This window comes from Sphingobium sp. B11D3A, from assembly GCF_025961695.1.
GTDB lineage: Bacteria > Pseudomonadota > Alphaproteobacteria > Sphingomonadales > Sphingomonadaceae > Sphingobium.
Window position 1 is genome coordinate 1,444,949 of record NZ_JAOQOE010000001.1, and the last position, 26,010, is coordinate 1,470,958.

At 63.8% G+C, this 26,010-nt stretch carries 20 protein-coding genes; 9 read left to right on the forward strand and 11 right to left on the reverse strand.

Annotation, left to right across the window (positions count from 1 at the left end):
* Positions 1-82: 82 nt before the first annotated feature.
* The 6 genes from M2332_RS06900 to M2332_RS06925 all read right to left on the reverse strand — a co-directional run bounded on the left by M2332_RS06900 (position 83) and on the right by M2332_RS06925 (position 10,451).
* The gene (locus M2332_RS06900; protein ID WP_264573471.1) at positions 83-1,168 is read right to left on the reverse strand and encodes a transferrin-binding protein-like solute binding protein; all 1,086 of its coding nucleotides are present in this window, start codon (positions 1,166-1,168) and stop codon (positions 83-85) included.
* Positions 1,169-1,353: 185 nt separating this feature from the next.
* On the reverse strand, positions 1,354-2,937 hold the full coding sequence (gene ahpF / locus M2332_RS06905; RefSeq protein WP_264573472.1) for an alkyl hydroperoxide reductase subunit F: 1,584 nt from the start codon (positions 2,935-2,937) through the stop codon (positions 1,354-1,356).
* Between the two features lie 182 nt (positions 2,938-3,119).
* Positions 3,120-3,683: an alkyl hydroperoxide reductase subunit C gene (ahpC, locus tag M2332_RS06910; RefSeq protein WP_181560465.1), complete on the reverse strand. Its 564-nt coding sequence runs from the start codon at positions 3,681-3,683 to the stop codon at positions 3,120-3,122.
* A 252-nt stretch (positions 3,684-3,935) separates the two neighbouring features.
* Positions 3,936-4,946, reverse strand: a complete 1,011-nt coding sequence (locus M2332_RS06915) for an alpha/beta hydrolase (protein ID WP_264573473.1) — start codon at positions 4,944-4,946, stop codon at positions 3,936-3,938.
* Between the two features lie 120 nt (positions 4,947-5,066).
* Complete coding sequence (locus tag M2332_RS06920; RefSeq protein WP_264573474.1) at positions 5,067-7,208, reverse strand: PQQ-dependent dehydrogenase, methanol/ethanol family; 2,142 nt, start codon at positions 7,206-7,208, stop codon at positions 5,067-5,069.
* A 114-nt stretch (positions 7,209-7,322) separates the two neighbouring features.
* Positions 7,323-10,451: a TonB-dependent receptor plug domain-containing protein gene (locus M2332_RS06925; RefSeq protein WP_264573475.1), complete on the reverse strand. Its 3,129-nt coding sequence runs from the start codon at positions 10,449-10,451 to the stop codon at positions 7,323-7,325.
* 471 nt (positions 10,452-10,922) lie between these two features.
* Between M2332_RS06925 and M2332_RS06930 the strand changes: the two genes are divergently transcribed.
* The 3 genes from M2332_RS06930 (at position 10,923) to M2332_RS06940 (ending at position 14,260) form a co-directional block, all read left to right on the forward strand.
* On the forward strand, positions 10,923-11,396 hold the full coding sequence (locus M2332_RS06930; protein ID WP_264571155.1) for a Fur family transcriptional regulator: 474 nt from the start codon (positions 10,923-10,925) through the stop codon (positions 11,394-11,396).
* A gap of 132 nt (positions 11,397-11,528) precedes the next feature.
* On the forward strand, positions 11,529-13,457 hold the full coding sequence (gene dxs / locus M2332_RS06935; RefSeq protein WP_264573476.1) for a 1-deoxy-D-xylulose-5-phosphate synthase: 1,929 nt from the start codon (positions 11,529-11,531) through the stop codon (positions 13,455-13,457).
* Complete coding sequence (locus M2332_RS06940) at positions 13,454-14,260, forward strand: DUF72 domain-containing protein (protein WP_264573477.1); 807 nt, start codon at positions 13,454-13,456, stop codon at positions 14,258-14,260. The genes dxs and M2332_RS06940 overlap by 4 nt, the downstream gene beginning before the upstream one ends.
* A gap of 9 nt (positions 14,261-14,269) precedes the next feature.
* Here the strand turns inward: M2332_RS06940 and M2332_RS06945 are convergent, their stop codons facing one another.
* The 4 genes from M2332_RS06945 to ileS form a co-directional block, all read right to left on the reverse strand.
* The gene (locus tag M2332_RS06945; RefSeq protein ID WP_181560471.1) at positions 14,270-14,743 is read right to left on the reverse strand and encodes a pyridoxamine 5'-phosphate oxidase family protein; all 474 of its coding nucleotides are present in this window, start codon (positions 14,741-14,743) and stop codon (positions 14,270-14,272) included.
* A 99-nt stretch (positions 14,744-14,842) separates the two neighbouring features.
* Positions 14,843-15,259 (reverse strand): DUF3035 domain-containing protein, encoded by a 417-nt coding sequence (locus M2332_RS06950; protein WP_181560472.1) that lies wholly within the window; start codon positions 15,257-15,259, stop codon positions 14,843-14,845.
* Between the two features lies 1 nt (position 15,260).
* Positions 15,261-15,779 (reverse strand): signal peptidase II, encoded by a 519-nt coding sequence (gene lspA, locus M2332_RS06955; RefSeq protein WP_264571159.1) that lies wholly within the window; start codon positions 15,777-15,779, stop codon positions 15,261-15,263.
* Positions 15,776-18,757, reverse strand: a complete 2,982-nt coding sequence (ileS, locus tag M2332_RS06960) for an isoleucine--tRNA ligase (RefSeq protein ID WP_264573478.1) — start codon at positions 18,755-18,757, stop codon at positions 15,776-15,778. The genes lspA and ileS overlap by 4 nt, the downstream gene beginning before the upstream one ends.
* A 286-nt stretch (positions 18,758-19,043) precedes the next feature.
* On the opposite strand from ileS, the gene M2332_RS06965 reads away from it, so the two are divergent.
* From M2332_RS06965 to M2332_RS06990, 6 genes are all read left to right on the forward strand, one after another.
* Positions 19,044-19,232 carry a Thivi_2564 family membrane protein gene (locus tag M2332_RS06965; RefSeq protein ID WP_181560474.1) on the forward strand — a complete coding sequence of 63 codons (189 nt, stop codon included), beginning with the start codon at positions 19,044-19,046 and terminating at the stop codon, positions 19,230-19,232.
* A gap of 78 nt (positions 19,233-19,310) precedes the next feature.
* Entirely contained in the window at positions 19,311-19,643 is a 333-nt protein-coding gene (locus M2332_RS06970) for an entericidin EcnAB (RefSeq protein ID WP_181560475.1), read from the forward strand.
* Between the two features lie 215 nt (positions 19,644-19,858).
* Positions 19,859-22,303 carry a TonB-dependent receptor gene (locus tag M2332_RS06975; protein WP_264573479.1) on the forward strand — a complete coding sequence of 815 codons (2,445 nt, stop codon included), beginning with the start codon at positions 19,859-19,861 and terminating at the stop codon, positions 22,301-22,303.
* Between the two features lie 30 nt (positions 22,304-22,333).
* The gene (locus tag M2332_RS06980) at positions 22,334-23,239 is read left to right on the forward strand and encodes a VOC family protein (protein WP_264573480.1); all 906 of its coding nucleotides are present in this window, start codon (positions 22,334-22,336) and stop codon (positions 23,237-23,239) included.
* A 16-nt stretch (positions 23,240-23,255) separates the two neighbouring features.
* The gene (locus M2332_RS06985) at positions 23,256-24,371 is read left to right on the forward strand and encodes an FAD-dependent oxidoreductase (protein ID WP_264573481.1); all 1,116 of its coding nucleotides are present in this window, start codon (positions 23,256-23,258) and stop codon (positions 24,369-24,371) included.
* On the forward strand, positions 24,371-25,324 hold the full coding sequence (locus tag M2332_RS06990; protein ID WP_181560479.1) for a fumarylacetoacetate hydrolase family protein: 954 nt from the start codon (positions 24,371-24,373) through the stop codon (positions 25,322-25,324). The genes M2332_RS06985 and M2332_RS06990 overlap by 1 nt, the downstream gene beginning before the upstream one ends.
* Here M2332_RS06990 and M2332_RS06995 read toward each other — a convergent pair.
* The gene (locus M2332_RS06995; protein WP_264573482.1) at positions 25,321-25,956 is read right to left on the reverse strand and encodes a TetR/AcrR family transcriptional regulator; all 636 of its coding nucleotides are present in this window, start codon (positions 25,954-25,956) and stop codon (positions 25,321-25,323) included. The genes M2332_RS06990 and M2332_RS06995 overlap by 4 nt on opposite strands.
* Between the last annotated feature and the right edge of the window lie 54 nt (positions 25,957-26,010).

Sequence of the window (26,010 nt, forward strand, 5' to 3'; positions counted from 1 at the left end):
ACATGTGCTGCCGTCCCATTCGATCCGCTGCCCCCACCACGCCCTCGGCGCCCCACGCGCGGGCAGCGGATCGCCCCTCGGGTTACTGCTTGATTCCGGCGATCGTGCCGAGCGCCGTGTTCGTGCCGTCGGAGAGCGACCAGATCGCGCCGACCTCATCGGCTGCCGGCCCGTAGAAGCTGCCGCCGATCGTGCCGACCGCGCCGCTCTGCAAGGATGCCGCACCGCTCGGTGCGCTGGTCACCGCCGTGGCGCCCGAGAAGTCATTGCCGGAGAGCGAAGCGGTGAACGAGGCGTCGTTCCACGCCGCCTGCTGCCAGTTGCCGTTCTTCTCGTAGCCAACCTGCATGTTGGACGTGGTGCCGGTCAGGCTGTTGGCGGCAAAGTTCACGCTGATCGCGGCATTGCCTTCCAGCTCGCCGACATTGCGGGCACTGCCATCGACAAAGCTGACATAGCCCTCCACCTCGCCGGCATAGGTGGCGGTGCCGCTTGTCGGCATGCCGGCGCTCGGCGTTTCGTACCCGCCGATCAGCGGCGCATAAGTTCCAAGCTGGCCGTTCTGTCCAAAGACCGCCCATTCGCCGAAGCGCAGATAGCTCAGATCGCCATTATCCAGCTCGCCATCGAGCACGACCTCCAGCTTGCGACCGTTGGAGAGGTTGGCCGAGTAGCAATCGTCGCAATCCTCGACGAGGGCCACATTGGTGATCCCGGCCGCGGGGACATTGACGGTGAACTTCAAGCCCGATGAGTCCCGGCTGATCGTGACGCCATTGGCGTTGGCAGTCGCCGCGGCGGTGGGATTCCCCTGTGCGTCGAAATTCACCGCAAGCTGGCTGAGCGGAAAGCTGATCGTTCCCGACGTCTGGGTATCGAACGAGGCGCCATTGGTGGCCTGCACGACCGGCGTCGCGTTGGTGCCCGGCCCTGCAACGACGTTGGCGATCGGCCCCGCAGCAGGCGTGGGAGTCGGCGTGGGGGTTGGCGTCGGGGTCGGCGTGGGTGTCGGTGATGGCGTGGGTGTCGGCGCAGGCGTGGGCGTGGGGGCAGGCGTGGGCGTCGGCGTCGAGTTCACGCCTTCGTCTCCGCAGGCAGACAGGGTGAGTGACAGCGCCGCTGCCGAAGCGAGCAGCAAGGCCCTGGAATAAGTCCGTGAAACTATCATGATGCACCCCCTGGCAAAGACATGGACCGGCTCGGGATTTCATCCGTTCGCCGCTACAGCCTGCGCCTGCCAGAAGGTGATCGACCCGGCATCTCCCAAACGGGATATGCGCGCGCGCATCCGCAAGAAAGGGGCGCCCGGCCCGTGCCGAACGCCCCTTTCAAATCTTAACCGATCAGCTCCGCTCAGGCCGCCTTCGCCTGCTCCTCTGCCGGCGCGAGGCGGATCAGATAATCGAAGGCGGAGAGCGCGGCGGTGGAACCTTGCCCCATCGCGATCACGATCTGCTTGTAGGGCACGGTGGTGCAGTCGCCCGCCGCGAAAATGCCCTGCTGCGAGGTGTGCGCCCGCGCATCGATCTCGATCTCGCCGCGATTGCTCAGCGCCACCGCGTCGGTGAGGAATTCGGTGTTGGGCACCAGACCGATCTGGACGAAAATGCCTTCCAGTTCGACCAGATGCGATTCATCGCTGTTGCGGTCGCGATAGGTCAGGCCCACCACCTTTTCGCCATCGCCATGCACCTGCGTTGTCAGGGCGGAGGTCACCACCGTCACATTCGGCAGGCTGTGCAGCTTGCGCTGCAGCACGGCGTCAGCGCGCAACTGGCTGTCGAACTCGACCAGCGTGACATGCTTGACGATGCCGGCGAGGTCGATCGCGGCCTCGACACCGCTGTTGCCGCCGCCGATCACCGCCACGCGCTTGCCCTTGAACAGCGGGCCATCGCAGTGCGGGCAATAAGCCACGCCCTTATTGCGATACTCGTCCTCGCCGGGCACGTTCATCGTGCGCCAGCGGGCACCGGTGGCGAGGATCACCGCCTTGGCCTTGAGGGTCGCGCCGCTCTCCAGTTGCACTTCAGCGAGGCCGCCCGGCGCCTTGGCCGGCACCAGCTTGCTGGCTTTCTGCAGGTTCATGATGTCGACATCATAATCCTTCACATGCTGCTCCAGCGCAGCAGCCAGCTTCGACCCTTCGGTGTGCGGCACGGAGATGAAGTTCTCGATGCCCATGGTATCCAGCACCTGCCCGCCGAACCGCTCGGCAACGACACCCGTGCGGATGCCCTTGCGCGCGGCATAGATGGCCGCGGCGGCACCGGCCGGCCCGCCACCGACGACGAGCACGTCGAACGGCTCCTTGGCGGCGATCTTCTCGGCCGCGCGGGCGACAGCTCCGGTATCCAGCTTGGCGAGGATCTGCTCGATATCCATGCGTCCGGAGGCGAACGGCTCGCCATTCAGATAGACGCTGGGCACCGCCATCACCTTGCGCTCATCGACTTCCGCCTTGAACAGCGCGCCATCGATGGAGACGTTGCGGATGCGCGGGTTGAGCACGCTCATCAGGTTGAGCGCCTGCACCACGTCCGGGCAGTTCTGGCAGGAGAGCGAGAAATAGGTTTCGAACTGATAGTCGCCCTCCAGCGCCTTGACCTGCTCGATGACGTCATCGCTCACCTTGGGCGGGTGGCCTCCCACCTGCAGCAGCGCCAGCACCAGCGAGGTGAACTCGTGCCCGAGCGGAATGCCGGCGAAACGCACGCCGATATCCGTGCCGGCCCGGCGGATGAGGAAGCTGGGCTTGCGCGCATCGCCTTCATCGGCCGCAATGGTCACAAGATCGCTCAGCCCGGCGATGTCTTCTAGGAGGCCCCGCAGCTCCGACGCCTTGGCGCTGTCGTCCAGCGACGGCACCAGCTCGATCGGCTGCTTGATGTTGGCCATATAGGCCTGCAACTGGCTCTTGATGGCGGCGTCGAGCATGAGAGGGCTCCTTTCGAGATAGAGCCCCTCCCCTTCATGGGAGGGGTTGGTCGAGATAGAGCCCCTCCCCTTCAGGGGAGGGGTTGGGGTGGGGCTGGAGGCCGCAACTTGTCGCTGCGCGAGCGATGCTGCGCATCGCCCCCACCCCTTGCCCCTCCCCTGAAGGGGAGGGGTTGTTAGGATTAGATCTTGCCGACGAGGTCGAGCGAAGGTGCGAGGGTCTTCTCGCCTTCTTCCCACTTGGCGGGGCAGACTTCGCCGGGGTGGCTCGCCCAATATTGCAGCGCCTTGATCTTGCGGAGCAGTTCGGCAGCGTTGCGGCCGACGCCTTCCGGCGTGATCTCGACCAGCTGGATCGTGCCTTCGGGGTCCACGACGAAGGTGCCACGGTCAGCAAGGCCGACGCCTTCGCGCAGGATCTCGAAATTGTTCGAGATGCTGTGGTTCTGGTCGCCCAGCATGTAGTAGCTGATCTTGCCGATGGCCGGCGACGTGTCGTGCCAGGCCTTGTGGCAGAAGTGCGTGTCGGTGGAGACCGAATAGACTTCCACGCCCATGCCCTGGAGCGTCGGGTAGATGTCTGCCAGATCCTCAAGCTCGGTCGGGCAAACGAAGGTGAAGTCAGCCGGGTAGAAGAAGAAGACGGCCCACTTGCCCTTCACGTCCGCCTCAGTCACGTCGACGAACTTGCCTTCCTTGAAGGCCGTGGCGGAAAACGGCTTGATCGGGGTGTTTACGAGACTCATGTCTGCTCCTCTTGGTGAATTGACGCCTTGCACATAGGCATCATTGTTGTTCAGGCAAAATTGATTAATCTCAACGCAAAGATCGATTTTGTCGATCTCTGCGCTGTCAATTGCGCGCCTGTCACACAGTTAGGGAGAAAACATGTCGGCTAAAGGACAGGCGCGACCATCCAACGCACATCGCGCCCTGCCGGTCTCGAACCGGGCAGGGGGTGTGGGGCCAGAGCGGTGCCGCGCTCACCTTTCGCGAAATCAATCCTTGGCGAGATGCTCGGCAAAGAAGGGCAGGACGAAAGCCCGGAAGCGCTCGCGCACGCGATTGCCATGGTCGCCCTCATAGACGGTATAGCTATGCGCAACCCCCATCCGGTCAAGCAGCTTGGCCATATCGCCATTATCCTTGATGAGGGTGTCCTTGTCCCCCACGTCAATCGCGATGGCCTTGAGGCTCTTGAGCGCCGGCAGATATTGCGGGGCCATGGCAAGCGGCGCATTGGCCGCCCATTGCGCGATGATCTGAGGCTGGACGACGCCCTTTTGCGTGCCAAGGTCGAGATAGAAGGGCGCTTTGTCCGGCGCGGGCGACCATGCCGAGGCTGCCGCGAAGTCGGCCCGCACGCCAAAGTCGCCCTTGAGCGCTTCATCCATGCTCATCGCTTCGAGGCGCTGGCTGCGCTCTGCATCCACCGGGCGGGCGGAGAGGCAGCAGGCGCTCATCGCGTAGATGCTCGAAAACACGCCGGGATATTTCATGGCAATGCGTAGCGTCCCGTAGCCGCCCATTGAGTGGCCGCTCAGGCCGCGCGACTCTTGCTTGGCGAGCGTGCGATAGTGCTTGTCGACATAGGCAACGAGATCCTGCGCAATGAAACGCTCGAAATTGCCAGTGGTCGGGGAGCTCGAGTACATCGAGCCGCCATGGCGCGAGTTGGAATCCGGCACGACCAGAATCGCCTGGCGGTTCTTGGCCTCGGCGGTGTTCAGCGCGTCGGCAAAGCCGATATATTTGTCATAGCCCTCGGCCGATCCCATGAAGCCGTGCAGGAAATAGACAACCGGATAGCGCTTGGTGCTCGTCGCATAATCTTCCGGGAGGAAGACGATCACGTCGCGGTCGGCGCTGTTTCCTTCCAGATTGCCTTCCACCGCCTGCGAGTGGACCTTGATGTGCTCCACCTTCACCTCGGCCCGGCTGGCCGTCAGTGGGAGAAGCATCAGAGACGCCGCCATCAGGCAGCGGGCAAACAGGGATTTGGGCGGCATCACTCTCTCCTCAACGCGCGACCCGCCCTTGCGGGCGGATCGTTAGACCATAGCGTTAGCAGGAGTTGCACGACCGCCGCCGACCGCGCAACGCATTATGCGGTTGCGCGGTCGGTCTGATCAGCGTGCCTTGGCTTTCTCTTCGGCAAGCAGCGCCTTTGCCTGCTGGTTGAGATAAGCGCGGATGGCCTCGGCTTCTTCGGGCTTGAGATAGGCCGCGAAGCTCGCCATGCCATTCTGTGCCAGCGCGCCGCCAATCACCACCTGCTGCCACAGATCCTTGTCGGCAATCAGCGGTGAGCGCCGCAGGTTGGGGTTGACCGGACCGCCATGGCAGATCTGGCAGAACTGGAAGAAACCCTTCTGGCCGGTCGCGATCTGCGCCGCCGTGAAGGTCTCGTTGCTCGGCGTCGGCTCGGGCTGCGGGATCGGCGTGTAGGGCGGCAGCTTGCCGCTGCCCTTGATCTTGAACGCCAGCACGAGGCCGTTGGGCATCTTGTTCTTCATGAACGGCGTGCCGCTTGCCATACCCATCGAGCCGCCATAGCCGGCCATGACGGCAATATATTGCTCGCCATTGACGCGATAGGTGATCGGCCCGGCCAGCACGCCGCGATGGGTCTGGAAGGACCACAGCTTCTTGCCATTGTCCGCGCTGAACGCCTCGAAGTCGCCATGCGGCGTGCCCTGGAAGACGAGGTTGCCAGCGGTCGCCAGCGTGCCGCCATTCCACGGCCAGTCGCGCTCGACTTCCCAGCGCGGCTTCTGCGTCACCGGATCATAAGCGACGAGCTTGCCCTTCACCATGGATTCGAGGGCCTTGCGGCGCCCTTCCACGGTATCGGGCAGACCCGGCATCGCCGGCGGATCGAGGAAGGACACTGCCGTATTCCAGCGCCCCTCATGGATCACGAACGGATCGGCATCGCCATAGACCAGAGGATGCTCCATCGCCGGAATGTAAACGAGGCCGGTCTTGGGCGAATAGCTCATCGGCATCCACGCATGGGCGCCGATGCCCGAGGGGATGACCAGCGCCGGCCCATTGTCATAGCGCACGCCGGGCTTCTCGATCGGCCGCCCCGTCTTGAGGTCGATGCCCTCAGCCCAGTTCTGCCGCGCATAGGGCTTGGCGGAGATCAGCTTGCCGTTCGTCCGGTCGATCACATAGAAAAAGGCGTTCTTCGGTGCCTGCATCAGCACCTTGCGGTCGCGCCCGTCGATCTTCAGATCCGCGAGCATGATCTGCTGGGTGGCCGTGTAATCCCAGGTTTCGCCGGGATTGATCTGATAGTGCCACTTATAGGCGCCGGTATCCGGGTCGAGCGCGAGAATGGAGGAGAGGAAGAGATTGTCCCCCTTGCCGGCGCTGCGCCATTTGTGATTCCAGGGCGAGCCATTGCCCACGCCGATGAGAAGCTGGTTCAGTTCCTGATCGTAGACCACGCTGTCCCACACGGTGCCGCCGCCGCCGAGCTTCCAGTAATTCTCGCCATACCAGGTCGGCCGGGCCAGCTTCTCCAGGATCGCGTCGGAGGCAGCGCCATCCGGTCCGTCCTTCGGATTGCCGGGCACCGTATAGAAGCGCCAGACGAGCTTGCCGGTGTTTGTATCGTAGGCGGAGACATAGCCGCGCACGCCCAATTCCGCGCCGCTATTGCCGATGATCACCTTGTCGCGCACCACGCGCGGGGCCATGGTGATGGTATAGGGCTTCTTCTGGTCGACCGTGATGGTCTCCCAGACCTTCTGGCCGGTCTTGGCGTCGATGGCAATCAGCCGACCGTCGATGGTGCCGACGAAGACGCGCCCCTTCCACACGGCGACGCCGCGATTGACGACGTCGCAGCAGGCGTGCGCGGCCTTGGAGCCTTCATTCTCCGGGTCGAACTGCCAGAGCTGCTTGCCGGTCGCGGCATCGATGGCGACGACCTTGGACCAGGCGGTGGAGGTGTACATCACGCCATCGACCACGATGGGCGTGCCCTCCTGCCCGCGCGCGGTATCGAGTTCCAGCGCCCAGGCGAGGCTCAGCTCGCCGATATTGCCGTCATTGATCTGGGTGAGCCGCGAATAGCGCTGCTCATCATAGGTGCGGCCATAGGTCAGCCAGTTGTCGTCATCCTTGCCAGCCGCTTCGAGCCGCGCCTGATCGATGGCGGCGGGGCCGAGAGACGTTTCGCTCCCCTCAACGCCGCTGCACGCCGCCAGAAGCATCGTCAGCACCGCAATCGGCACAGGCCGGATCGACCGCAACACCATAATCCACTCTCCTCTTCGCGCGGCCCGCTCCGGCCCCGGCCTTGTCCTGAAACAAAGATAAGAGGGGAATGCCCGGCAGGCAGTCCCCTCTTTCCCCCTTTTAGTCCGTCATCCTCAGAATTTGAACGACGCGCCGAGGTAGAAGCGGCGGCCATTCATATCATAGAAGTAGGCATTGAACGGGCTGGCACCCACGCCATTCCCGAGCGGAGCCGCTGTATTATACTCGATCAGCGGCGGCGCCTTGTCGAACAGATTGTCCACACCCCAACGCAGCGTCGCATCCCGTGTCACCGCGAACGAGCCGTTCAGATTGAACAGATCGTAAGCCGGTGCGCCCACAAAGGTGGTGGCGTTGTTGGAAGTATAGGTGATCGACTTGGCGGCAGGCAGATGCTGCCACTGTACCCCAACCGTGACAGGCCCAACCGCATAGCTGAACGAGTTCAGCATCTTCCAGCGGAAGGAGCCAGGGTTGATGCCGTTCTCGGCAATGGCTGCGCTGCCCACCGGCCCCAGCGTGCCGGCATATTCAACCAGCTGCCCGGCCGGTCCGGCCGAAGCCGGAAGGGGCGCAGATTTCATCGAGAGCAGATAGTTGAACACCGAGTTCACGCTGAACGTGCCCGGTCCCACCGGAACGGACCAGTCGAGTTGCACATCGATACCCGAGGTGCGGAAACGTCCGTTGTTCAAGTAGGTGACCTGCACATTACCCAGCGCGCCATCGCCGGCCACGCGTCCAATGGCTTGGCAGGTCGCTGCTGCGGCAGCAGCGGCCGGATTGTTGCTGATCGCCGGATTGAACGCGGGGTCGAAACAACGGCGTTGTGCGGTGTCGAGCGTGAGGGGGCCGATGGCGTCGTCCACCTTGATATTATAATAATCGACCGTCAGTCGCAGGCGACGCAGCAACTCGCTGGTCGCTGTGGATTTGAACACGGCGCCGAGAGTCCAGGTCTTGGCCTTTTCGGGCTGAATGCTCGGATTTCCAACGAGGGTCGGGAACGCAAAGGCCGGGCCCTGCGCATTGTAGAAGGCCGGGTCGGAGTAGAAGGTGTTTGCGGTCCCGGCGATCGTCTGGTCCATCAGGATGCGGCAGACCGCCAGCACATTGGCGGCGTTCGGATTGGTGGCCGTATTGGCGGACCAGCCCAAGGTGTTATTCAGGCGACAGACGTCACCACCACCAGCCGCTGTGAAGGTCTGCTGGGGTGCCAAGAACAACTCGGCCACGTTCGGTGCCCGGATAGCCTTGTTGAACCCGCCACGGATGGTGAGAAAGTCGGCAACTTCCCAATCGGCCATCGCCTTCCAGGTGAAGGCATTGCCGGTCGTGTTGTAGTGGGAGTTACGCGCACCCACGGTCACGTCCAGCTTGCGGATCAGCGGCAGATCGGAAAGCACCGGCACGAGCAACTCGCCGTAGAATTCATCCACGCGGATGAGCCCCTTCGAGTTGCCGCTCGGATAGATGCCGATCGCCTGATCCTGGAAGGACGTGCCCTGCGAGGTCAGCGTATCGTTCTCGAACTCATAGCGGTTCTGACGATGGCTCGCACCGACCGCCGCACGAACCTGACCGGCCGGCAGGTTGAACAGCCCGCCCTGCGCGTTCGCTTCAAACACGCTCTGCTGCATGACTGCCCGGTTCTTGAGGTCGGCGCGGATGGCGTCGATACAATCCTGGGAGATCTGCGCGGCCTTGTTGAACGGATTGAAGCCGCTCGTGCAGGTGGCCGATGCCGCACCGAAACCGCCAAAGGCTGCGTTCCCCTGTGAGCTGAATCCGGCGCCCCAGTTGGGCGATTGGATGACAGCCCGGAAGCGCGCGAGCGAGGCCGTACCCGTAATCAGGGCATTGGTTTCGGACTCACCCTGAGACGCATAGGCTTCCCAAGTCCAGTCAGTGCCAGGCACCTTGCCTTCCAAACCGGCGACCAGATTGTAGGTGAACACATCTGTACGAGATTCGCGGTTGGCGTAATTGAGGTAGTAAGTGAGCTGCCAGGGCGCAGTCGGATTACCGCGCGAAGCCAGCACCTGCGCCAACTCGGTTGGGATTGCTCGCCCATCGACGGGAATGAGCGCGGACCATCCGTTCACGGATGGCGAGGGCTGCTGGACCGTGCGGGTCTGAACGCGCGTGAACGTGCCTTGCGCGAAGGCGCCGATCCAGTCGTTGATCTCGTAATTGCCGCGCGCATAGAGGTTGTAACGGTTGAGCGGCAGAACCAGCAGCTCGTCCTGGAAATTCTGCCCGAGCGTTCCGTCGCCCTGACGCTTCCATTTCAGGCCGGTCAGATCGCCCTTGAAGCGCGAAACGCCCCCGGGAGGGCTCTGGAAGAAGCCGGTGAAAGCCGTGCCATCGTCGTTGAAGTAAAGCCGGCTGCCGGCCGCAACGCGCGCGGCGCCGCCCGCAGTCGTTCCGAACAGGTTGTTCAGCGCAGCCTGACTGGGATTGTTACCGCCGACCGGCTGATAGCCCGAGAAATCGGGGAAGAACTCGGTGCCGGTGAAGCGGGGGTCCTGCCACGCGCTGCGGAACCAGGGCCGGTCGCGGCGCAGGGCGCTTTCGCGATCGTTCATGGACAGGCCAATCGTGATGTTGCCTCGGCCATCGTCGAAGTTCGCGCCCATGATCCCGCTGATCGAAAACTCACGACCGTCGCCCCGCTGGGAGATGCCCATCTGGGTATCGAACTGAAGACCCTGGAAGTTCTTCTTCAGGATGAAGTTGACCACGCCGGCCACGGCGTCCGCGCCGTAGGTCGCCGAGGCACCGCCAGTGATGATCTCGACCCGCTCGATAGCCGCTGCCGGAATCGTGTTGATGTCGACAACGCCAAGCCCATTGGCCGGTGTTGCCCGGCGCCCATCGACCAGCACCAGAGAACGGTTGGTGCCGAGGCCGCGCAGCGAAACCGTCGCAGCGCCGGGCGTGCTGGTAGCGGTCGGCTGAATGTCGCTCGCAATGGCGGGGGTTTGGACCGGCGTGAAGCCGGGAAGCTTGTTGAGGTTGGTCTCAAGCGCCGCGGTCGAGCTGTTCTGGAGCAGTTCCTGCCCCGCTGTGACGATCGGGCTGCTGGCTTCATAGTCGCGTCGAACGATGCGCGAGCCGGTGACCACGATGGATTGCTCGTCAGCGCCATCGGCCTGCTGCGCGATCGCGCCCGATGGCATGGACAGAACCGTCAGTGCCGTCGTGCACGCCAATGCCGCGCGCACGCAAAACGAGTCCATTTTTACAGACATAAGTTTCCTCTCCCTTTTCTCAGCCGCCTCCCGACGACTGCACTCCCGCCCACTTTCCGGAGCCCGATTCTGGATCGTCAGGTCGCTGACACAGCCTTGTCGGCACACTCTCGTAGTAAGCTAACTAATAGGCTAGGCGACGATCCGGGACAAACTCAAGCGGATAATATCATCGATAACGCAATCGAACGGAGTGTTGCCAATTAGGCACAATTTTCAGAGTTCCTATTTCTGCTTTAAAACCAGTGCTTTGCAGATATTTCCAGTCCAAAAATCGCCGATAAACAAGGAGATGATGCCGGCCAATAAGTGGATGAAGTCAATTTTCGGAAAAACGCTTTCGACAATTCTGCCGGATTTCATGCAAATTCCGGACTGCGATCCCGCGTAGCCTCCGTCGCGCGCCGCACGCGTTCGCCAAGGCTTGTGGCGTCGGCCAGCAGAGCTTAGATTGTGAGCATGGCCACCGCTGACCATCATATTCACAACCATGCCGAGCCGACGGGCATCAAGCTCTCGGCTGCGGCCCGCGCCACGCTCGAAGCCAAGGGCGAGCAGTGGACGGACATGCGCAGCGACATTTTCGATGTGCTCGCGGCCGAGGAAAAGCCGGCCTCTGCCTATGATATCGCAGACAAGGTCTCGCAGAAGCGGGGGAAGCGCGTCGCGCCCAACAGCATCTATCGCATTCTCGACCTGTTCGTGGCGACCAACCTCGCCCAGCGGGTGGAAAGCGCCAACGCCTATATCGCCAACGCCCATCCCGGCTGCCTGCACGACTGCATCTTCCTGGTCTGCAAGGCCTGCGGCGAGGCCACGCATATCGACAATGACAGGCTGACCAGCGAAGTCCGCCGCATCGCCGGGGAAGACGGGTTCGCAACCGAACGTCCCGTTATCGAAGTGCTGGGCACCTGCGCCAAATGCGCCTGACCTGAGGCGCTCGCAGGCACTGCGACATAGCGCCCTGCCCCTTAGACCAGTTGCGGCGATATGCGATGAGCCTATCATCACAGGTTGGATGACCGTTCGACAATGGCCGGTTAACGCACTAGATAAGAGCCGATGATGGACCAGCCCGAGACGCCCCTGCTCGATCAGGTGCGCACCCCCGCCGATCTTCGCAAGCTCGCCCCCGAACAACTGCGGCAGTTGGCCGATGAGTTGCGCGCAGAAACGATTTCCGCTGTCGGCACGACCGGCGGCCATCTGGGCTCCGGCCTTGGCGTCGTCGAGCTGACGACTGCCATCCATTATGTGTTCAACACGCCCGACGACAAGCTGGTTTGGGATGTCGGGCATCAATGCTATCCGCACAAAATCCTGACCGACCGGCGCGACCGTATTCGGACGCTGCGCCAGGGCGGTGGCCTGTCCGGCTTCACCAAGCGCGCCGAGAGCGAATATGATCCCTTCGGCGCCGCGCACAGCTCCACCTCGATCAGCGCCGCGCTCGGCTTTGCCATCGCCAACAAGCTGAGCGGCCAGCCCGGCAAGGGCATCGCCGTCATCGGGGATGGCGCCATGTCGGCCGGCATGGCCTATGAGGCGATGAACAATGCGCGCGAGGCCGGCAACCGGCTCGTCGTCATCCTCAACGATAATGACATGTCCATAGCGCCGCCGGTGGGCGGCCTCTCGGCCTATCTGGCGCGGATCGTCTCCAGCCGCGAGTTCCTCTCGGTGCGCGAAGCGCTGCGCAAGCTGGCGCGCAAGCTGCCCCGGCCGCTCCACCAGGCCGCCCGTAAGACGGACGAGTTCGCCCGCGGCATGGCCATGGGCGGCACGCTCTTCGAGGAGCTGGGCTTCTATTATGTCGGCCCCATCGATGGCCACAATCTTGACCAGCTGATCCCCGTGCTAGAGAATGTGCGCGACATGGCGGACGGGCCGGTGCTCGTCCATGTCGTCACGCAAAAGGGCAAGGGCTACGGCCCTGCCGAGGCGGCCGCGGACAAATATCACGGCGTGCAGAAGTTCAACGTCGTGACCGGCGAACAGGCCAAAGCCCCCGCCGGCCCGCCCAGCTACACCAATGTCTTTGCTCAGGCCCTGATGGCCGAGGCCGAGCGCGACGAAAAAATCATCGCGATCACCGCTGCCATGCCCTCGGGCACCGGGCTCGACAAGTTCCAGAAGACCTTCCCGAACCGCTGCTTCGACGTCGGCATTGCCGAGCAGCATGCCGTGACCTTTGCCGCCGGCCTCGCTGCGCAGGGGATGCGCCCGTTCGCGGCGATCTACTCGACCTTCCTGCAGCGCGCCTATGATCAGGTGGTGCATGACGTGGCGATCCAGAACCTGCCAGTGCGCTTCGCCATCGACCGCGCCGGGCTGGTCGGTGCGGATGGCAGCACTCACGCCGGCAGCTTCGACATCACCTATCTCGCCACTCTGCCCAACATGGTGGTGATGGCGGCAGCCGACGAGGCCGATCTGGTCCACATGGTCCACACCGCCGCCTGCCATGACAGCAGCCCCATCGCGCTGCGTTACCCGCGCGGCAATGGCGTCGGCGTTCCCCTGCCCGCCAAGCCGGAGCGGCTGGAGATCGGCAAGGGCCGCATCGTGCGCGAAGGCAAGCGCGTCGCCATCCTCTCGCTCGGCACGCGGCTGGAGGAAGCGCTCAAGGCCGCCGATGCGCTGGACGCGCGCGGCCTCTCCACCACCGTCGCCGACTTGCGCTTCGCCAAGCCCTTGGATGAAGCGCTGATCCGCAAGCTGCTCACCACCCATGATGTGGCGGTGACGGTCGAGGAAGGCAGCATCGGCGGCTTCGGCGCGCATGTGCTGACTCTCGCAAGCGACGAAGGCCTCATCGACGCCGGCCTCAAGCTGCGTACCCTGCGCCTGCCGGATTTGTTCCAGGATCAGGACAAGCCGGAAAAGCAGTATGACGACGCCCGGCTGAATGCGCCGCATATCGTCGAGACGGTGCTGACGGCGCTGCGCCATAACAGCACCGGCATCGAGGAGACCGGAGCGCGGGCGTGACGGCCGGCGCTATCCGCACCGGGATCGGCGGCTGGACCTATGAGCCGTGGCGCAGCACCTTCTACCCGGCCGATCTGCCCAAGGCGAAGGAGCTGGACTACGCCGTCAATCATCTCGCGACGATCGAGATCAACGGCACCTTCTACCGCACCCAGTCGCCGGCGACCTTCGCCAAATGGCGCGACGCGGCGCCGGACGGGTTCGTCTATGCGGTCAAGGCGCTGCAATATTGCGTGGCGAAGAAGAAGCTCGCCGAGGCCGGCGAATCGATCGGAAAATTCCTGAATTCGGGCCTCTCCGAGCTGGGCGACAAGCTCGGGCCAATCCTCTGGCAGTTCCGCCCGACGCGTCAGTTCGATGCCGACGACATGGCCGCCTTTTTCGCCATGCTACCGGACAAGATCGATGGCGTTCGCACCCGCCACGCCGTCGAGGTGCGTCATCAAAGCTTTGCGTGTCCCGAGTTCGTCGCCCTCGCCCGGCAACATGGCGTCGCCATCGTGGTCGCGGACCATGACGAGCACCCGCAGGTCGCCGATCTGACCGCCGATTTTGTCTATGCCCGCCTGATGAAGAGTGATGAACAGGTCGAGACCGGCTACGCAGCCGCCGATCTCGATCAATGGGCTGCGATCGCCCAATCATGGGCGGCCGGACAGGCGCCAGAAGCACTGACCTATGTCACGCCAGACAAAGCGCCCGCGCAGTCCCGCGATGTCTTCGCCTACTTCATTTCCGGTGCGAAAGAGCGCAATCCCGCAGCGGCCATGGCGCTCGCCAAGCGCCTGACCGCGCGGGATTGATCCGACCGATCAAACCGGCATCTGCGCGTGATCGCCGGCTTCCTGCGGATCGATGCGGCTGCCCGTCAGCAGCTTGAGACGGCCCTTGATGCCAAGATCGGCTGTCCAGATTTCGATGTCGCCAAGGTCCATCCGCAGCACCAGCAGCTTGGGGTCGTCGCGGCCGTCGAACCACGCTTCGACAGGGTTGCTCCAAAAGCGGTCGATCAGCCCCTCATCGGTTTCCTCGACAAGCTCACCTGAAACGCAGGCGAACACATCATGCCCCTTGGACATGAACTGCGCCATGGCCGGCCCGCCGGACGCAAGGCGATTGTCGCGCTCGGTAAAGAACCAGACCGCACCGCCATAAGCCGGGCCGAGATCCTTATCCAGGCAGGCATGCATGGGCAGCGCGTGCTCGTCGCTGCCGTTGCGGCGGACCATCAGCACCGGGCTGGCGGCCAGCGCCTTCCAGAAATCATCCTTGATATCGTGAGACATGAGTGACTCTCCTTTCCCCCGCTCAACGAGCCGCTGAGCGGAAAGGTTGCAGCGCTGCCCTTCGGGGCGGCGCCGTCACTCATGCTGATAAGCTGCGCCTTATTGCGCGGACGCAACCACGCGCGCGAACTGGCCGTCACCCTCGGGCGCGGCAATGATGTCCTGCGTCACACGGCCCTTTTCGAGCACTTCCGTCTTCGGGTCGCCAACGACCGAGCGGATGCCGACCTCGGCCAGCGAGCGGCCGGCTTCGCGCAGCGCCGAGGTCTCAGCGCCGCTGCGCGCAGCGGTACCGCCGAACATCGCCTCGAGCGCCTGCTGGTTGAGATTCTGCTGGCTGGCCGCTGTACCGGGCGCCGGGGGCGAGAGCGAGAAGTCCGGCGGAATGACCAGCGGCGGCTGGCGAGAAACAGCCATTTCGTCCGGCCGGTCACGGTTGAACAGGCTCGTGCCTCCGCAGGCGGACAGCAGGGTCAGGCCGGCGAGCACAACCGGAAGACGATAAGACAGACGCATGTTAACGGGACTCCTTCGCTGCGGTCTTTTCGCGCAGCAGCAGCGCGCGTGCAAGCAGGATGACGACGCCGATACTGATTGCGGCATCGGCAAGGTTGAAAATGAGGAACGGCCGCCACTCGCCAATGTGGAAATCGGCATAGTCGATGACATAGCCCAGCCGCACCCGGTCGATGATGTTGCCGATGGCGCCGCCCAGCACCAGGCCGAGCGCCAGCGCATCGTCGCGCTCCTTCTCACGCCAGATCCACCAGAGCACGAAGGCGGAGACAGCCATGGTCATGGCGACCAGCGCCCAGCGCATCACGTCGGTCTCGGCGTGGAAGAAGCCCATCGAAATGCCGCGATTCTCGGCGTAGGTCAGCTTGAAGAACGGGATCAGCTCGATGCCGACAAGGCCGCGCTCGTGCAGTTCCAGCACCTGCGTGACGAAATATTTGACGAGCTGGTCAAGCGCAGTCACGCCGAGCGCAAGCGCCACCGCCGCCTTGCGCCAGGCCCCGGCAAGCGCCGCGCTCATGCGAGCACCTCCGCGCAACGCCCGCACAGGTCGCCATCCGCGTCCACCTCGGGCAGATGGCGCCAGCAGCGGCCGCATTTGTGCTTGTCCGTCGCGGTGATCGCCGGGGCGGCCAGATCAGCATCCTGCGTCACGCTGGCCACGATGCACATCTCCGCAAAATCCACGTCCTCGGGCACATCGGCCATCCGCACATCCGCCGCGAGGCTGGAGCGCACGACCTTCTCGCGCCGCAGAGGCTCAATGGCCTCGTTCACCTGATCGCGCGATGAACGGATCGCCGCCCAGCGCACGCCGAGCGACGGATCGCGCCACAGCCGGTCCACCTCGGGCCATTCGAGCAGATGCACCGAGCCATCCTCGCTCGGATAGCGCGCCTGCCAGACTTCCTCGGCGGTGAAGGGGATGATCGGCGCGGCATAGCGCACCAGTGCGTGGAAGAGATGGTCCAGCACGGTGCGATAAGCGCGGCGCTTGTCCGTCTCCGCGCCCGTCGCCGGGTTCACATCGCAATAGAGGCAATCCTTGCGGATATCGAAGAAGAAGGCCGAGAGATCATTATTGGCGAAGTCGTTGAGCGCGCGGGTATAGCGGCCGAACTCCAGCCAGATGTCCCGCTCCTCGCCCTTGTCGACCACCGCGCGCAGCTCCACGTCCAGCTCGGCGAGGCGATGTAGCATATAGCGCTCCAGCTCCGGCATGGCAGAGGTCGCCACCCGATCCGCCGCCTCAAAGCCGGCGAGAGCGCCCAGCAGATAGCGGAAGGTGTTGCGCAGCTTGCGATAGGCATCCGAGGCGCCGGCCAGCACTTCCTTGCCGATGCGCACATCATCGAAATAGTCGGTGGAGGCCGCCCACATGCGCAAGATGTCGGCGCCGCTCTCGTCCATCACCTTGAGCGGATCGACCGTGTTGCCCAGGCTCTTGGACATCTTGCGGCCCTGCCCGTCCAGCGCGAAGCCGTGGGTGAGCACCGCGCCATAAGGCGCATGACCGCGCGTACCGCAGCTTTCCAGCAGCGAGGACTGGAACCAGCCGCGATGCTGGTCCGATCCTTCGAGATACAGGTCGGCGCGGGCACCCTCGCCATAGCGCGCCTCGACCACGAAGGCGTGAGTCGAGCCGCTGTCGAACCACACGTCGAGAATGTCGTTGACGACCTCATAGTCCGCCAGCGCATAGTCCGGGCCGAGCAGCGCCTGATGATCCGCGCCGAACCATGCATCCGCCCCGCCCTGCTTGAACGCCTCGACAATGCGGGCATTGACGGCGGGATCGTTGAGATACTGGCCGGTCTGGCGGTTCACATAGAGCGCAATGGGCACGCCCCAGGCGCGCTGGCGCGAGATCACCCAGTCCGGGCGGTCGCTGACCATGGCGTGGATGCGGTTGCGTGAGCGGGCCGGCACCCAGCGCGTCGCCTCGATGGCATCGAGCGCCACTTCGCGCAGCGTCGGGCCGTTGCTGAGCGGCGCAGCGGCGTTGACGCCCAGCGCGATGCCCGCACCAATGCCAGCGAGCGGCGCGATCTCGACGTCGGACGCGGTGCTCGCCTTGTCCATCGGAATGAACCATTGCGGCGTGCAGCGATAGATGATCCGCGCCTTGGAGCGCCAGCTATGCGGATAGCTGTGCTGGAAATCGCCGGCGGACAGCAGCGCCCCGGCCTCACGCAGATCGGTGAGGATCGGGCCATCGGGACCGTTGAACTTCGTATTGATGACACTACCCTGCCCACCGAGCCACGCCCAGTCGTCACGGTAGCGGCCATCATCGGTGACGGCGAACACGGGATCGATGCCGACCGCCTTGCAGGCGATGAAATCTTCCTCGCCATGATCCGGCGCCATGTGAACGAGGCCGGTGCCGGCATCGGTGGTAACATGATCGGCGGCGATGAACGGGCGGGGACGGTCGAAGAAATCCCCGCGCTCATGCATTGGATGACGGGCGACGGCGCCAGCGAGTTGGGCACTCTTAATGAGGGTCCATTCGGCTGCCGGAGTAAAGATGAACTCCGACGATGAATCGGCGTTCTTTTCAAGTTCCTTGCGCCAGCGATCAAGGAAACTGGGCACCAGTTCCTCAGCAACGAGGACACGCTTACCAGCGAGCTTTTCCAAGGGCGCATCCTCGTTGAACTCACCACGCTTGTGAGCGTCCAACCGCAGATCAACGAGCGCGTAGGAAATCCCCTCCCCATAAGCGATCGCCTGGTTCACAGGGATCGTCCACGGGGTCGTCGTCCAGATCACCGCATAGGCGCCGACCAGCTCCGGCGCATTCGGCGCTTCCACAATCTCGAACGCCAGATCGATCTGCGTCGAGGTGACGTCCTCATACTCAACCTCAGCCTCGGCCAGCGCAGTCTTTTCAACCGGCGACCACATCACCGGCTTGGCGCCGCGATAGAGCTGGTCGCTCTCGGCGAACTTCAAAAGCTCGCCGACAATCGCCGCCTCGGCCTCGAACTTCATGGTGAGATAGGGGTCTTCCCAATCGCCCATGATGCCGAGGCGCTTGAACTGCTCCTTCTGCACGCCCACCCACTTGTCCGCATAAGCGCGGCACTGGGCGCGGAATTCCTGTGGGGGAACCTCGTCCTTGTTCAGCTTCTTCTTGCGATATTCCTCCTCGATCTTCCACTCGATGGGGAGACCGTGACAATCCCAGCCGGGCACATAGGGCGCATCCTTGCCGAGCAGGCTCTGGCTGCGCACGATGATATCCTTCAACACCTTGTTCATCGCATGGCCCATGTGAATGTCGCCATTCGCATAGGGTGGGCCATCATGGAGGATGAAGCGGGTGCGGCCCTTCCGCTCCGCGCGCAGCTTGCCGTAAAGATCCTGCGCCTGCCAGCGCGCGAGAATGCCCGGCTCCTTCTGGGCGAGACCGGCCTTCATCGGGAAGTCGGTCTGCGGCAGGAAGACGGTGCTCTTGAAGTCTTCGCTCTTCTGGCTTGGCTGGTCGGTCATGGGCTTCCGGCAATCGCTATGGCGTCCGCATCGGGCGAGGCGCGGCGTCCGCCCCTAGCTGCCCTGCGCAGACGAACAGGAAATCAGCGCCCGCCCCTACGCGAGGGCGCGCGCTGGCGCAAGCGACGGGCGGCTCCACCGGCGCCGGCAAGGGCACATCGCGCCGCCCGCCGTGGAACTACACGCCGGGCCGGACGTTCCTTTGAGCAGCATCTGGGATGCGCGCGCGGGACACAGCCTGGGAGATCGCTGTCGTCCAGCCGTTTAAAAAGACCGGGAGGGTTGCATGTCGCTTCTCAACATCATCATCATCTTGATCGTCGTCGGCGTGTTGCTGTGGCTCATCAACACGTACATTCCGATGGACGGCAAGATCAAAAGCATCCTCAACATCGTCGTGGTGATCGCGGTGGTGCTCTGGCTGCTGCAGGCCTTTGGCGTGCTAGGCTCGCTCGGCGGCGTCCACGTCAACTAGCCGACGCCGATCAGCCCTATCAAATCCCCATTTCAGCGGCGCGCAAGTCCGCCGCGCAGCAATCGAACGAGGTTATCCATGAAACTTCCCGCCACTCTCGCCAGCCTGGCCCTCATCTCGCTGCCCATCGCAGCCTGCAGTGAGAAGGCGCAGCAGGAAACCAGCGAAGCGGCCGATGCCGTCGGCAACGATGTCGAGCATGCCGGTGACCATGCCGCGCAGGAATCCCGCGAGGCGAGCCGCGAGGCCGGCGCCGCCGCAGACCGGATCGGCGACGACATCCAGCAGGGCGCGCGCGAAGCCGGCGCTGCGGCGGATCGCGTGGGCGACGACATCAGCCGTGGTGCCGATGCCGCAGCCGACCGCACGGGCGCCGCGCTGGAAAACACCGGACGCGCAATTCGCGACTGAATCTGAGGGGTAGCGCCTCCCGGCGCTGCTCCGCGTATATCACAGAAGGGCGGCTCGGTTTACGGGCCGCCCTTTTTGCGTCTGGGCAGCACCGCCCACATTCTCATTCTTTATCAAGATGATCGACGCGCTCTCAGAAGACCGCTTGTCAGGCGATCCATAATTCCGTACATCAGGAATTAACGGTCGCTGAGAGCCGTCTTGGGAGAGTGAACATGAGAGCTTTGTTGTTGTGCACCGTCGCGTGCGCCGCCTTCATCCCCACCGCTGTCGCTGCGCAGGGCGCCGCGGTTTCGCCGGCCGATACGACCAATGATGGTGGCCTGGTCGACATCATCGTCACCGCCCAGCGCGTGGAAGAGAACAGCCAGCGCACCCCCCTCGCCGTCGATGTGATTCGGCCCGAGGAACTGACCCGCCAGAATGTGGTGCGCGCGGAAGACCTCTCGCGCATCTCCCCGTCCCTGTCCGCATCCGGCGGCGGCGGGCCGACGACGGTCTTCTTCGTGCGCGGCGTGGGCAACTCCACCGTCAACGCCTATTCGGACCCGGCGATCTCGTTCAACTATGACGGGGTCTACATCGGCCGCCCCACCTCGACCTCGGGCGTGTTCTACGATCTGCAGCGCGTCGAAGTGCTCAAGGGACCGCAGGGCACGCTCTATGGGCGTAACGCCACGGCGGGCGCCATCAATGTCATCCCCAATCGGCCCAAGCTGGGCGAGACATCCGGCAGCGCGACCCTGGGTTATGGCAATTATAACTGGTTCACCGGCCAGGCCGCGCTGAACGTGCCGCTCGGCGAAACTGTCGCCCTGCGTGCCGCCGGCACATTCTCCAGCCACGATGCCTTCCAGACCGACGGCACCGGCAACCAGCGCGAACATGGCGGCCGCCTGCAGATCTATGCCGAGCCGACGCCGGATCTCTCGCTTCGTGTCGCTGCCGATTATGCCCACCAGGGCGGCGCGAGCAGCAGCGGCTATTATCTGGGCGCCGTCAACCCGACCTTCGGCCCGAACGGCCCCTCGGGATATCAGTTCGTGCCCAGCAACTTCTCGACCCAACAGGGCCTGCTCGATCCGGCCTCCAACGCCTATCTGGCGCCGCGCTTCTTCACGCAGGTCGGCCGGGCCGGCGCGGTCGTGGATGGCGTGCCGTTCAACGACAATGACTATTGGGGCATAACTGCCGAGCTGAACTACACCACGCCCGCCGGTACGCTGACGGTCCAGCCCGCTTATCGCGAGGCGGACCTCGAATATGCCTTCAACGGCGTGTTCCGCCAAGGTTACACCAAGGAAAAGGACAAGCAGACCAGCGTCGAAGCCCGCTGGACCGGCGACTTCGGCCCCTCGGTCGATTATCTGATTGGCGCGATGTACTTCGATGAGGAAATCGCAGCAGTCGCCCGCTATAACCAGCAGAGCCTCTCGCCCTACCAGAATTTTCGGACGAAAACGGAGAGCTGGGCAGGCTTCGGCAAGCTCACCGTGCGCCCTGTCGAACAGCTGAGCCTGACGGCCGGCGCGCGTTACACCTCGGACAAGAAGCGGTTCGACGGCACCTCGAATGTCTACATCCTGTTCTGCGGCAATCCCGCGCCGCCGCAGGATATCTGCCCCACCCTGCCGTTCATCCCTCTGGCGGAGACGGAAGCCGATTTGCAGGCCTTCTATGGCCAGCGCGGTATCCCGATCACGCCGGTCCCGCTCTTCGCCCTGCCGCCGATCGCGGGCGGATCACAGACCGCACCTTTTGTCCTGCGCTCGCAAATCCCCATCAATTCCGGCCTGACGAACAACAAGTTCACCTATCGCCTGGCCGCGCAATATGATTTCTCGCCGCGCAACATGGTCTATGCCAGCTTCGAGACGGGCTATCACGCCGGCGGCTTCAACTTCGCACGCGGCCTTGAAACCTATCGGCCGGAAACGATCGACGCCTACACCATCGGCACCAAGAATCGGTTCCTCGACAACCGCCTGCAGGTAAACCTCGAGGGCTTCCTGTGGAAGTACAAGGACCAGCAGTTCAGCCAGTTCGGCTATGATCTCGGCACGCCGCCCTCGACCGTGTTCCTGACGCGCAACATCGGCAACAGCACGATCAAGGGGCTGGATCTCGACGTGGAGTTCATGGCCACGCCGAACACCCTGCTCTCGGCGAATGTGCAGTATCTCGACACGAAATATGACAGCTTCGTCTACTTCGCGCCGAATCAGGGCCTGCCGGCCAACACCACCTGCGCCTCGACGCCAGAGTTGCAGGTCACGCCCGGTGGCACGATCAGCGTGTTCCGTATCGACTGCTCGGGCAACCAGGCGTTCAACTCGCCGAAATGGTCGTTCAATCTCGACGCGCAGCAGACCATTCCGCTCGGCACATACAAGGCTGTGCTGCAGGGCGGGACGCGCTATCGTGGATCGAGCTATTCTACGGCGGACTATTTGCCCTATCTCCGGTCGGAAGCGGCGTTTGTGAGCTATGCGTCGCTGACGCTCGCAACGGAGGATGACCGGTTCTTCGTCACGGCGTACATCAACAATATCGAGAATAATCAGCGCCTCATCACCGGCAACATCACATCGGCCTCGCTGGTCACGGCCAGCGCAGAACAGCCCCGGACCTACGGTCTGCGTATCGGCGGCAAGTTCTGAGCAAGGTCAGGCTCATCCAGGGAGTTATGCATGGTTAGCGTTACCGATCTTCATTATGTCGCCATGGCCGTGCCGGACCTTGCCAAGGAACGCGAGTTCTACGGCAAGACCTGGGGGCTGATTGAGGTCGCGGAGCAGGACGGCCGCGTCTACTTCGCCGCCGAAGGCATGCCCCACCCCTATGTGATCGTGCTGCGGGAAGACGCGGAGAAGAAGACCGATCTTGTCGGCTTCTCCGCCGCCTCCAAGGAGGATGTGCTCGCCATCTTCGAACAGGTGAAGGCAGCCGGCGCGAAGATCATCAGCGAACCCGCCCCGGCCAGCGGCCCGGCCGGGGGCTTCGCCTTCCGCTTCTTCGATCCTGACGGGCGGGCGATGGAGGTGATCTGCGACAGCACCCCGCGTGAGTTCCGCAAGCTCGACAAGGGCGAGGCCATCCCCATCGGCATCAGCCATGTGGTGTTCCACTCGCCTGACCATGTCGCGCTCGCAGACTTCTACCAGAAGGCGCTGGGCTTCCGCCTGTCCGACTGGATCGGCAAGTTCATGGTCTTCCTGCGCTGCAACTCGGCGCACCACCGCCTCGCGATCCTCCCCGGACCGCCGGCACTCAACCACATCGCGTTCGACGTGAGTTCGGTGGACGAGCTGATGCGCGGCCTCGCACGGATGCATGAGAGCGGCATCAAGCTGAGCTGGGGGCCGGGCCGGCACACCGCGGGCAACAACACCTTCAGCTATTTCGTCACGCCCAACGGCAATGCCGTCGAGTACACCTCCGATCTTGAGGAAGTGGACGAGAACAGCTGGCAGGTCACGCATTATGAGCCGGGACCGAACACCATCGATCAATGGGGCACCGGTCGCATCATCACCGGCAATGTGCCCCATGCCGAAATGCAGCCCGACAAGGGCCTGTGGCAGGTTCCGGCCTAAGAAAGGCGCTTACAGCATGATCCGTACAGCATTGGTCGTCGGCGGCGGCGTCGGTGGCATGAGCGCGAGCCTGTCGCTCGCCAAACGCGGCGTCGCCGTGGAACTGATCGATATCGACCCGCAATGGCGCGCTTATGGCGCTGGCATCAGCGTCACCGGCCTGTCCTTGCGGGCGTTCGATGACCTCGGCATTCTGGATGAAATCCGCGAGCAGGGCTTTGTCGGCACCGGCTTTCGCCTGCGCACGCCGGACGGCGCGGTGGTGATGGAAACGCCGCGCCATGCCGGGCTCGCTCCCATCGATTCGAGCGGCGGCATCATGCGCCCGGTGCTTCATGCCATCTTGCAGAAGCATGTTCGCAAGGCCGACGTCACCGTAACGCTGGGCGTCGAGCCGCGCGGGTTCAGGGAAAGCGGGGACGGGGTGACCGTCGCCCTGTCCGATGGCACGGAGCGCACCGTCGATCTGGTCGTCGCGGCCGATGGCATCCAGTCCAAGACGCGCAAGACCCTGTTCCCCGATGCGCCGGCTCCGCAGTTCACCGGACAGGGCTGCTGGCGCATCGTCGCCGACCGCCCCGAGGGTCTCAACGGCGCCGAAATGTACATCGGCGGCCCGGTCAAGCTCGGCCTCAATCCGATCTCGCAGGATAAGCTCTACGCATTCATCCTCGAGCATGTGCCCGACAACCCCTGGTATGCCGATGAGGACATGCTGCCACGCGTCGCCGAGCTGCTCGCGCCCTATGGCGGCGACATCGTCAAAATCCGGGAAAGCCTCGGCGAAGACTCGCTGGTCAATTACCGCCCGCTCGAATGGCAGCTCCTGCCCCTGCCCTGGCACAAGGGGCGCGTGGTGGTGATCGGCGATGCCGCCCATGCCACCACGCCGCATATGGCCTCGGGCGCCGGCCTCGCTGCCGAGGATGGCCTCGTACTCGCCGATGAGATGGCGAAGACCGACGATGTCGAAGCCGCACTGACCGCCTTTGGCCTGCGCCGGTTCGAGCGCGCGCGGATGGTGGTAGAAAACTCGGTGCGGATCGGCGAGATCGAGATGGCCGGCGGCAATCAGGTGGATGCCAACAAGATGCTCGGCGGAACGATGCAGAAACTCAAGGAGCCCTATTGATGACGGTTGGTTTGGCGACAGTGGGCACGGCTGCCGTGCTCGTCCGCGACGATCGCTTCGTCCCGCTGGCCCATTGGGGCGAGCAGCGCGACCTGCCCGGCCTTCTGGCGGCGTGGGACGAGATCCTGCCGCAGATCGAGCGCTGGGCCGCTGACGAGGCGGCCTTTGCCGGTGCGCAGAGCTTTGCCGAGGCGGATGTGCGGGCGCCCTATCGCCCCGGGCAGGTGTTCTGCACCGGCGCCAATTACAAGAAGCATGTCGTCGGCCTTGTCATGGGCGACCCCTCGATGCGCACGGCCGATGCCGAGGCGATGAGCGACGACGAGCGCCGCCGCAAAGTCGAGGAGATGATGGACGCCCGCGCGCAGGCGGAACCCTATTGCTTCATCAAGCTGCCCTCCTGCGTGGTCGGTCCGCGCGATGCCGTGGTGCTGCCGCGCAACGTCATCAAGCCGGACTGGGAGCTGGAACTGGGCGTGGTGATCGGCAAGCCGGCCCGCCATGTCTCCGCCGCGCAGGCCATGGACCATGTCGCCGGCTTCGTGGTGGTCAACGACGTCACCGCGCGCGAGCAGATTTTCCGGCGCGATGCCGGCGGGCTGGGTGCGGACTGGCTCTCGGGCAAATGCTTCCCGACCTTCCTGCCCTTCGGCCCGATGATCGTGCCCCGGCAGTATGTCGCCGATCCCTATGATCTGACGATCACCCTGTCGGTCAACGGCAAGGTCTACCAGAACGAGTCGACGCGCGACATGATGGTCAGCATCGAGCGGCAGATTGCCTATCTCTCCGACCGCGTGGAGTTGATGCCGGGCGACGTGATCTGCACCGGCTCGCCTTATGGCAATGGCTCCGCCTTCGGCGTGTTCCTGCAGCCGGGCGACGAGATGGAAGGGACGATCACTGGCCTTGGCACCCAGCGCAACCGCTGCGTGGCGGAAGGCGCCAGCTAGGTGCGGGGCCGCAGGCCGTTCATCAGCAGGTCGACGACGAACTCCTCATATCGGCTGGTCAGCTCCTCGGCAGCGATATCTGCCGGGAAGAGTTGCCTGACCACGGGCTCGGCAGTCGCAAAGAAGTCGAACAGTCCGAGGACCGCGACGTGAAGCAGGGCCGGATCGACGTCCCTGATCGAACTGGAGTCCCGCGCGAGCACTTCGCCCAGCCAGGCGACAGCCTCGCGGTTCATCTCCCCGAGGCGCTCGCCCACGTCGGACGATTTCGCGTCGGCCAGCTCGTCGACCATCAGCCGGTGGATATGGCGGTTGGAGCGAGTAAACCGCGCCGTGCGGCGAATATTGTCTTCCACCACTTCATGCGCCGGGCGCGGATCGCGGGCGCTATAGGGCACCCGGTCCATCATCGAGGTCGCAACCGCCAGAAGCAGGTTGCTGCGGTCCTTGAAGTAATAGCGCACCAGCGCCGGGTCCACGCCCGCTTCCCGCGCGATCATCGCAATCGAGATGCGCTCGGGCGGATGCTCCTTCACAAGCCGTTCCGCCGTTTGCAGTACGACCTCGCGCCCAACCCCATTTTCGGCCGGCCGGCCCTGCCCCCGTTTGCGCGGTTTTTTCGCTTCACCCATGGTGCTACGCTTGGCGCGAAAAATATATTCCTGCAAATAGGAATTGCTGGACCG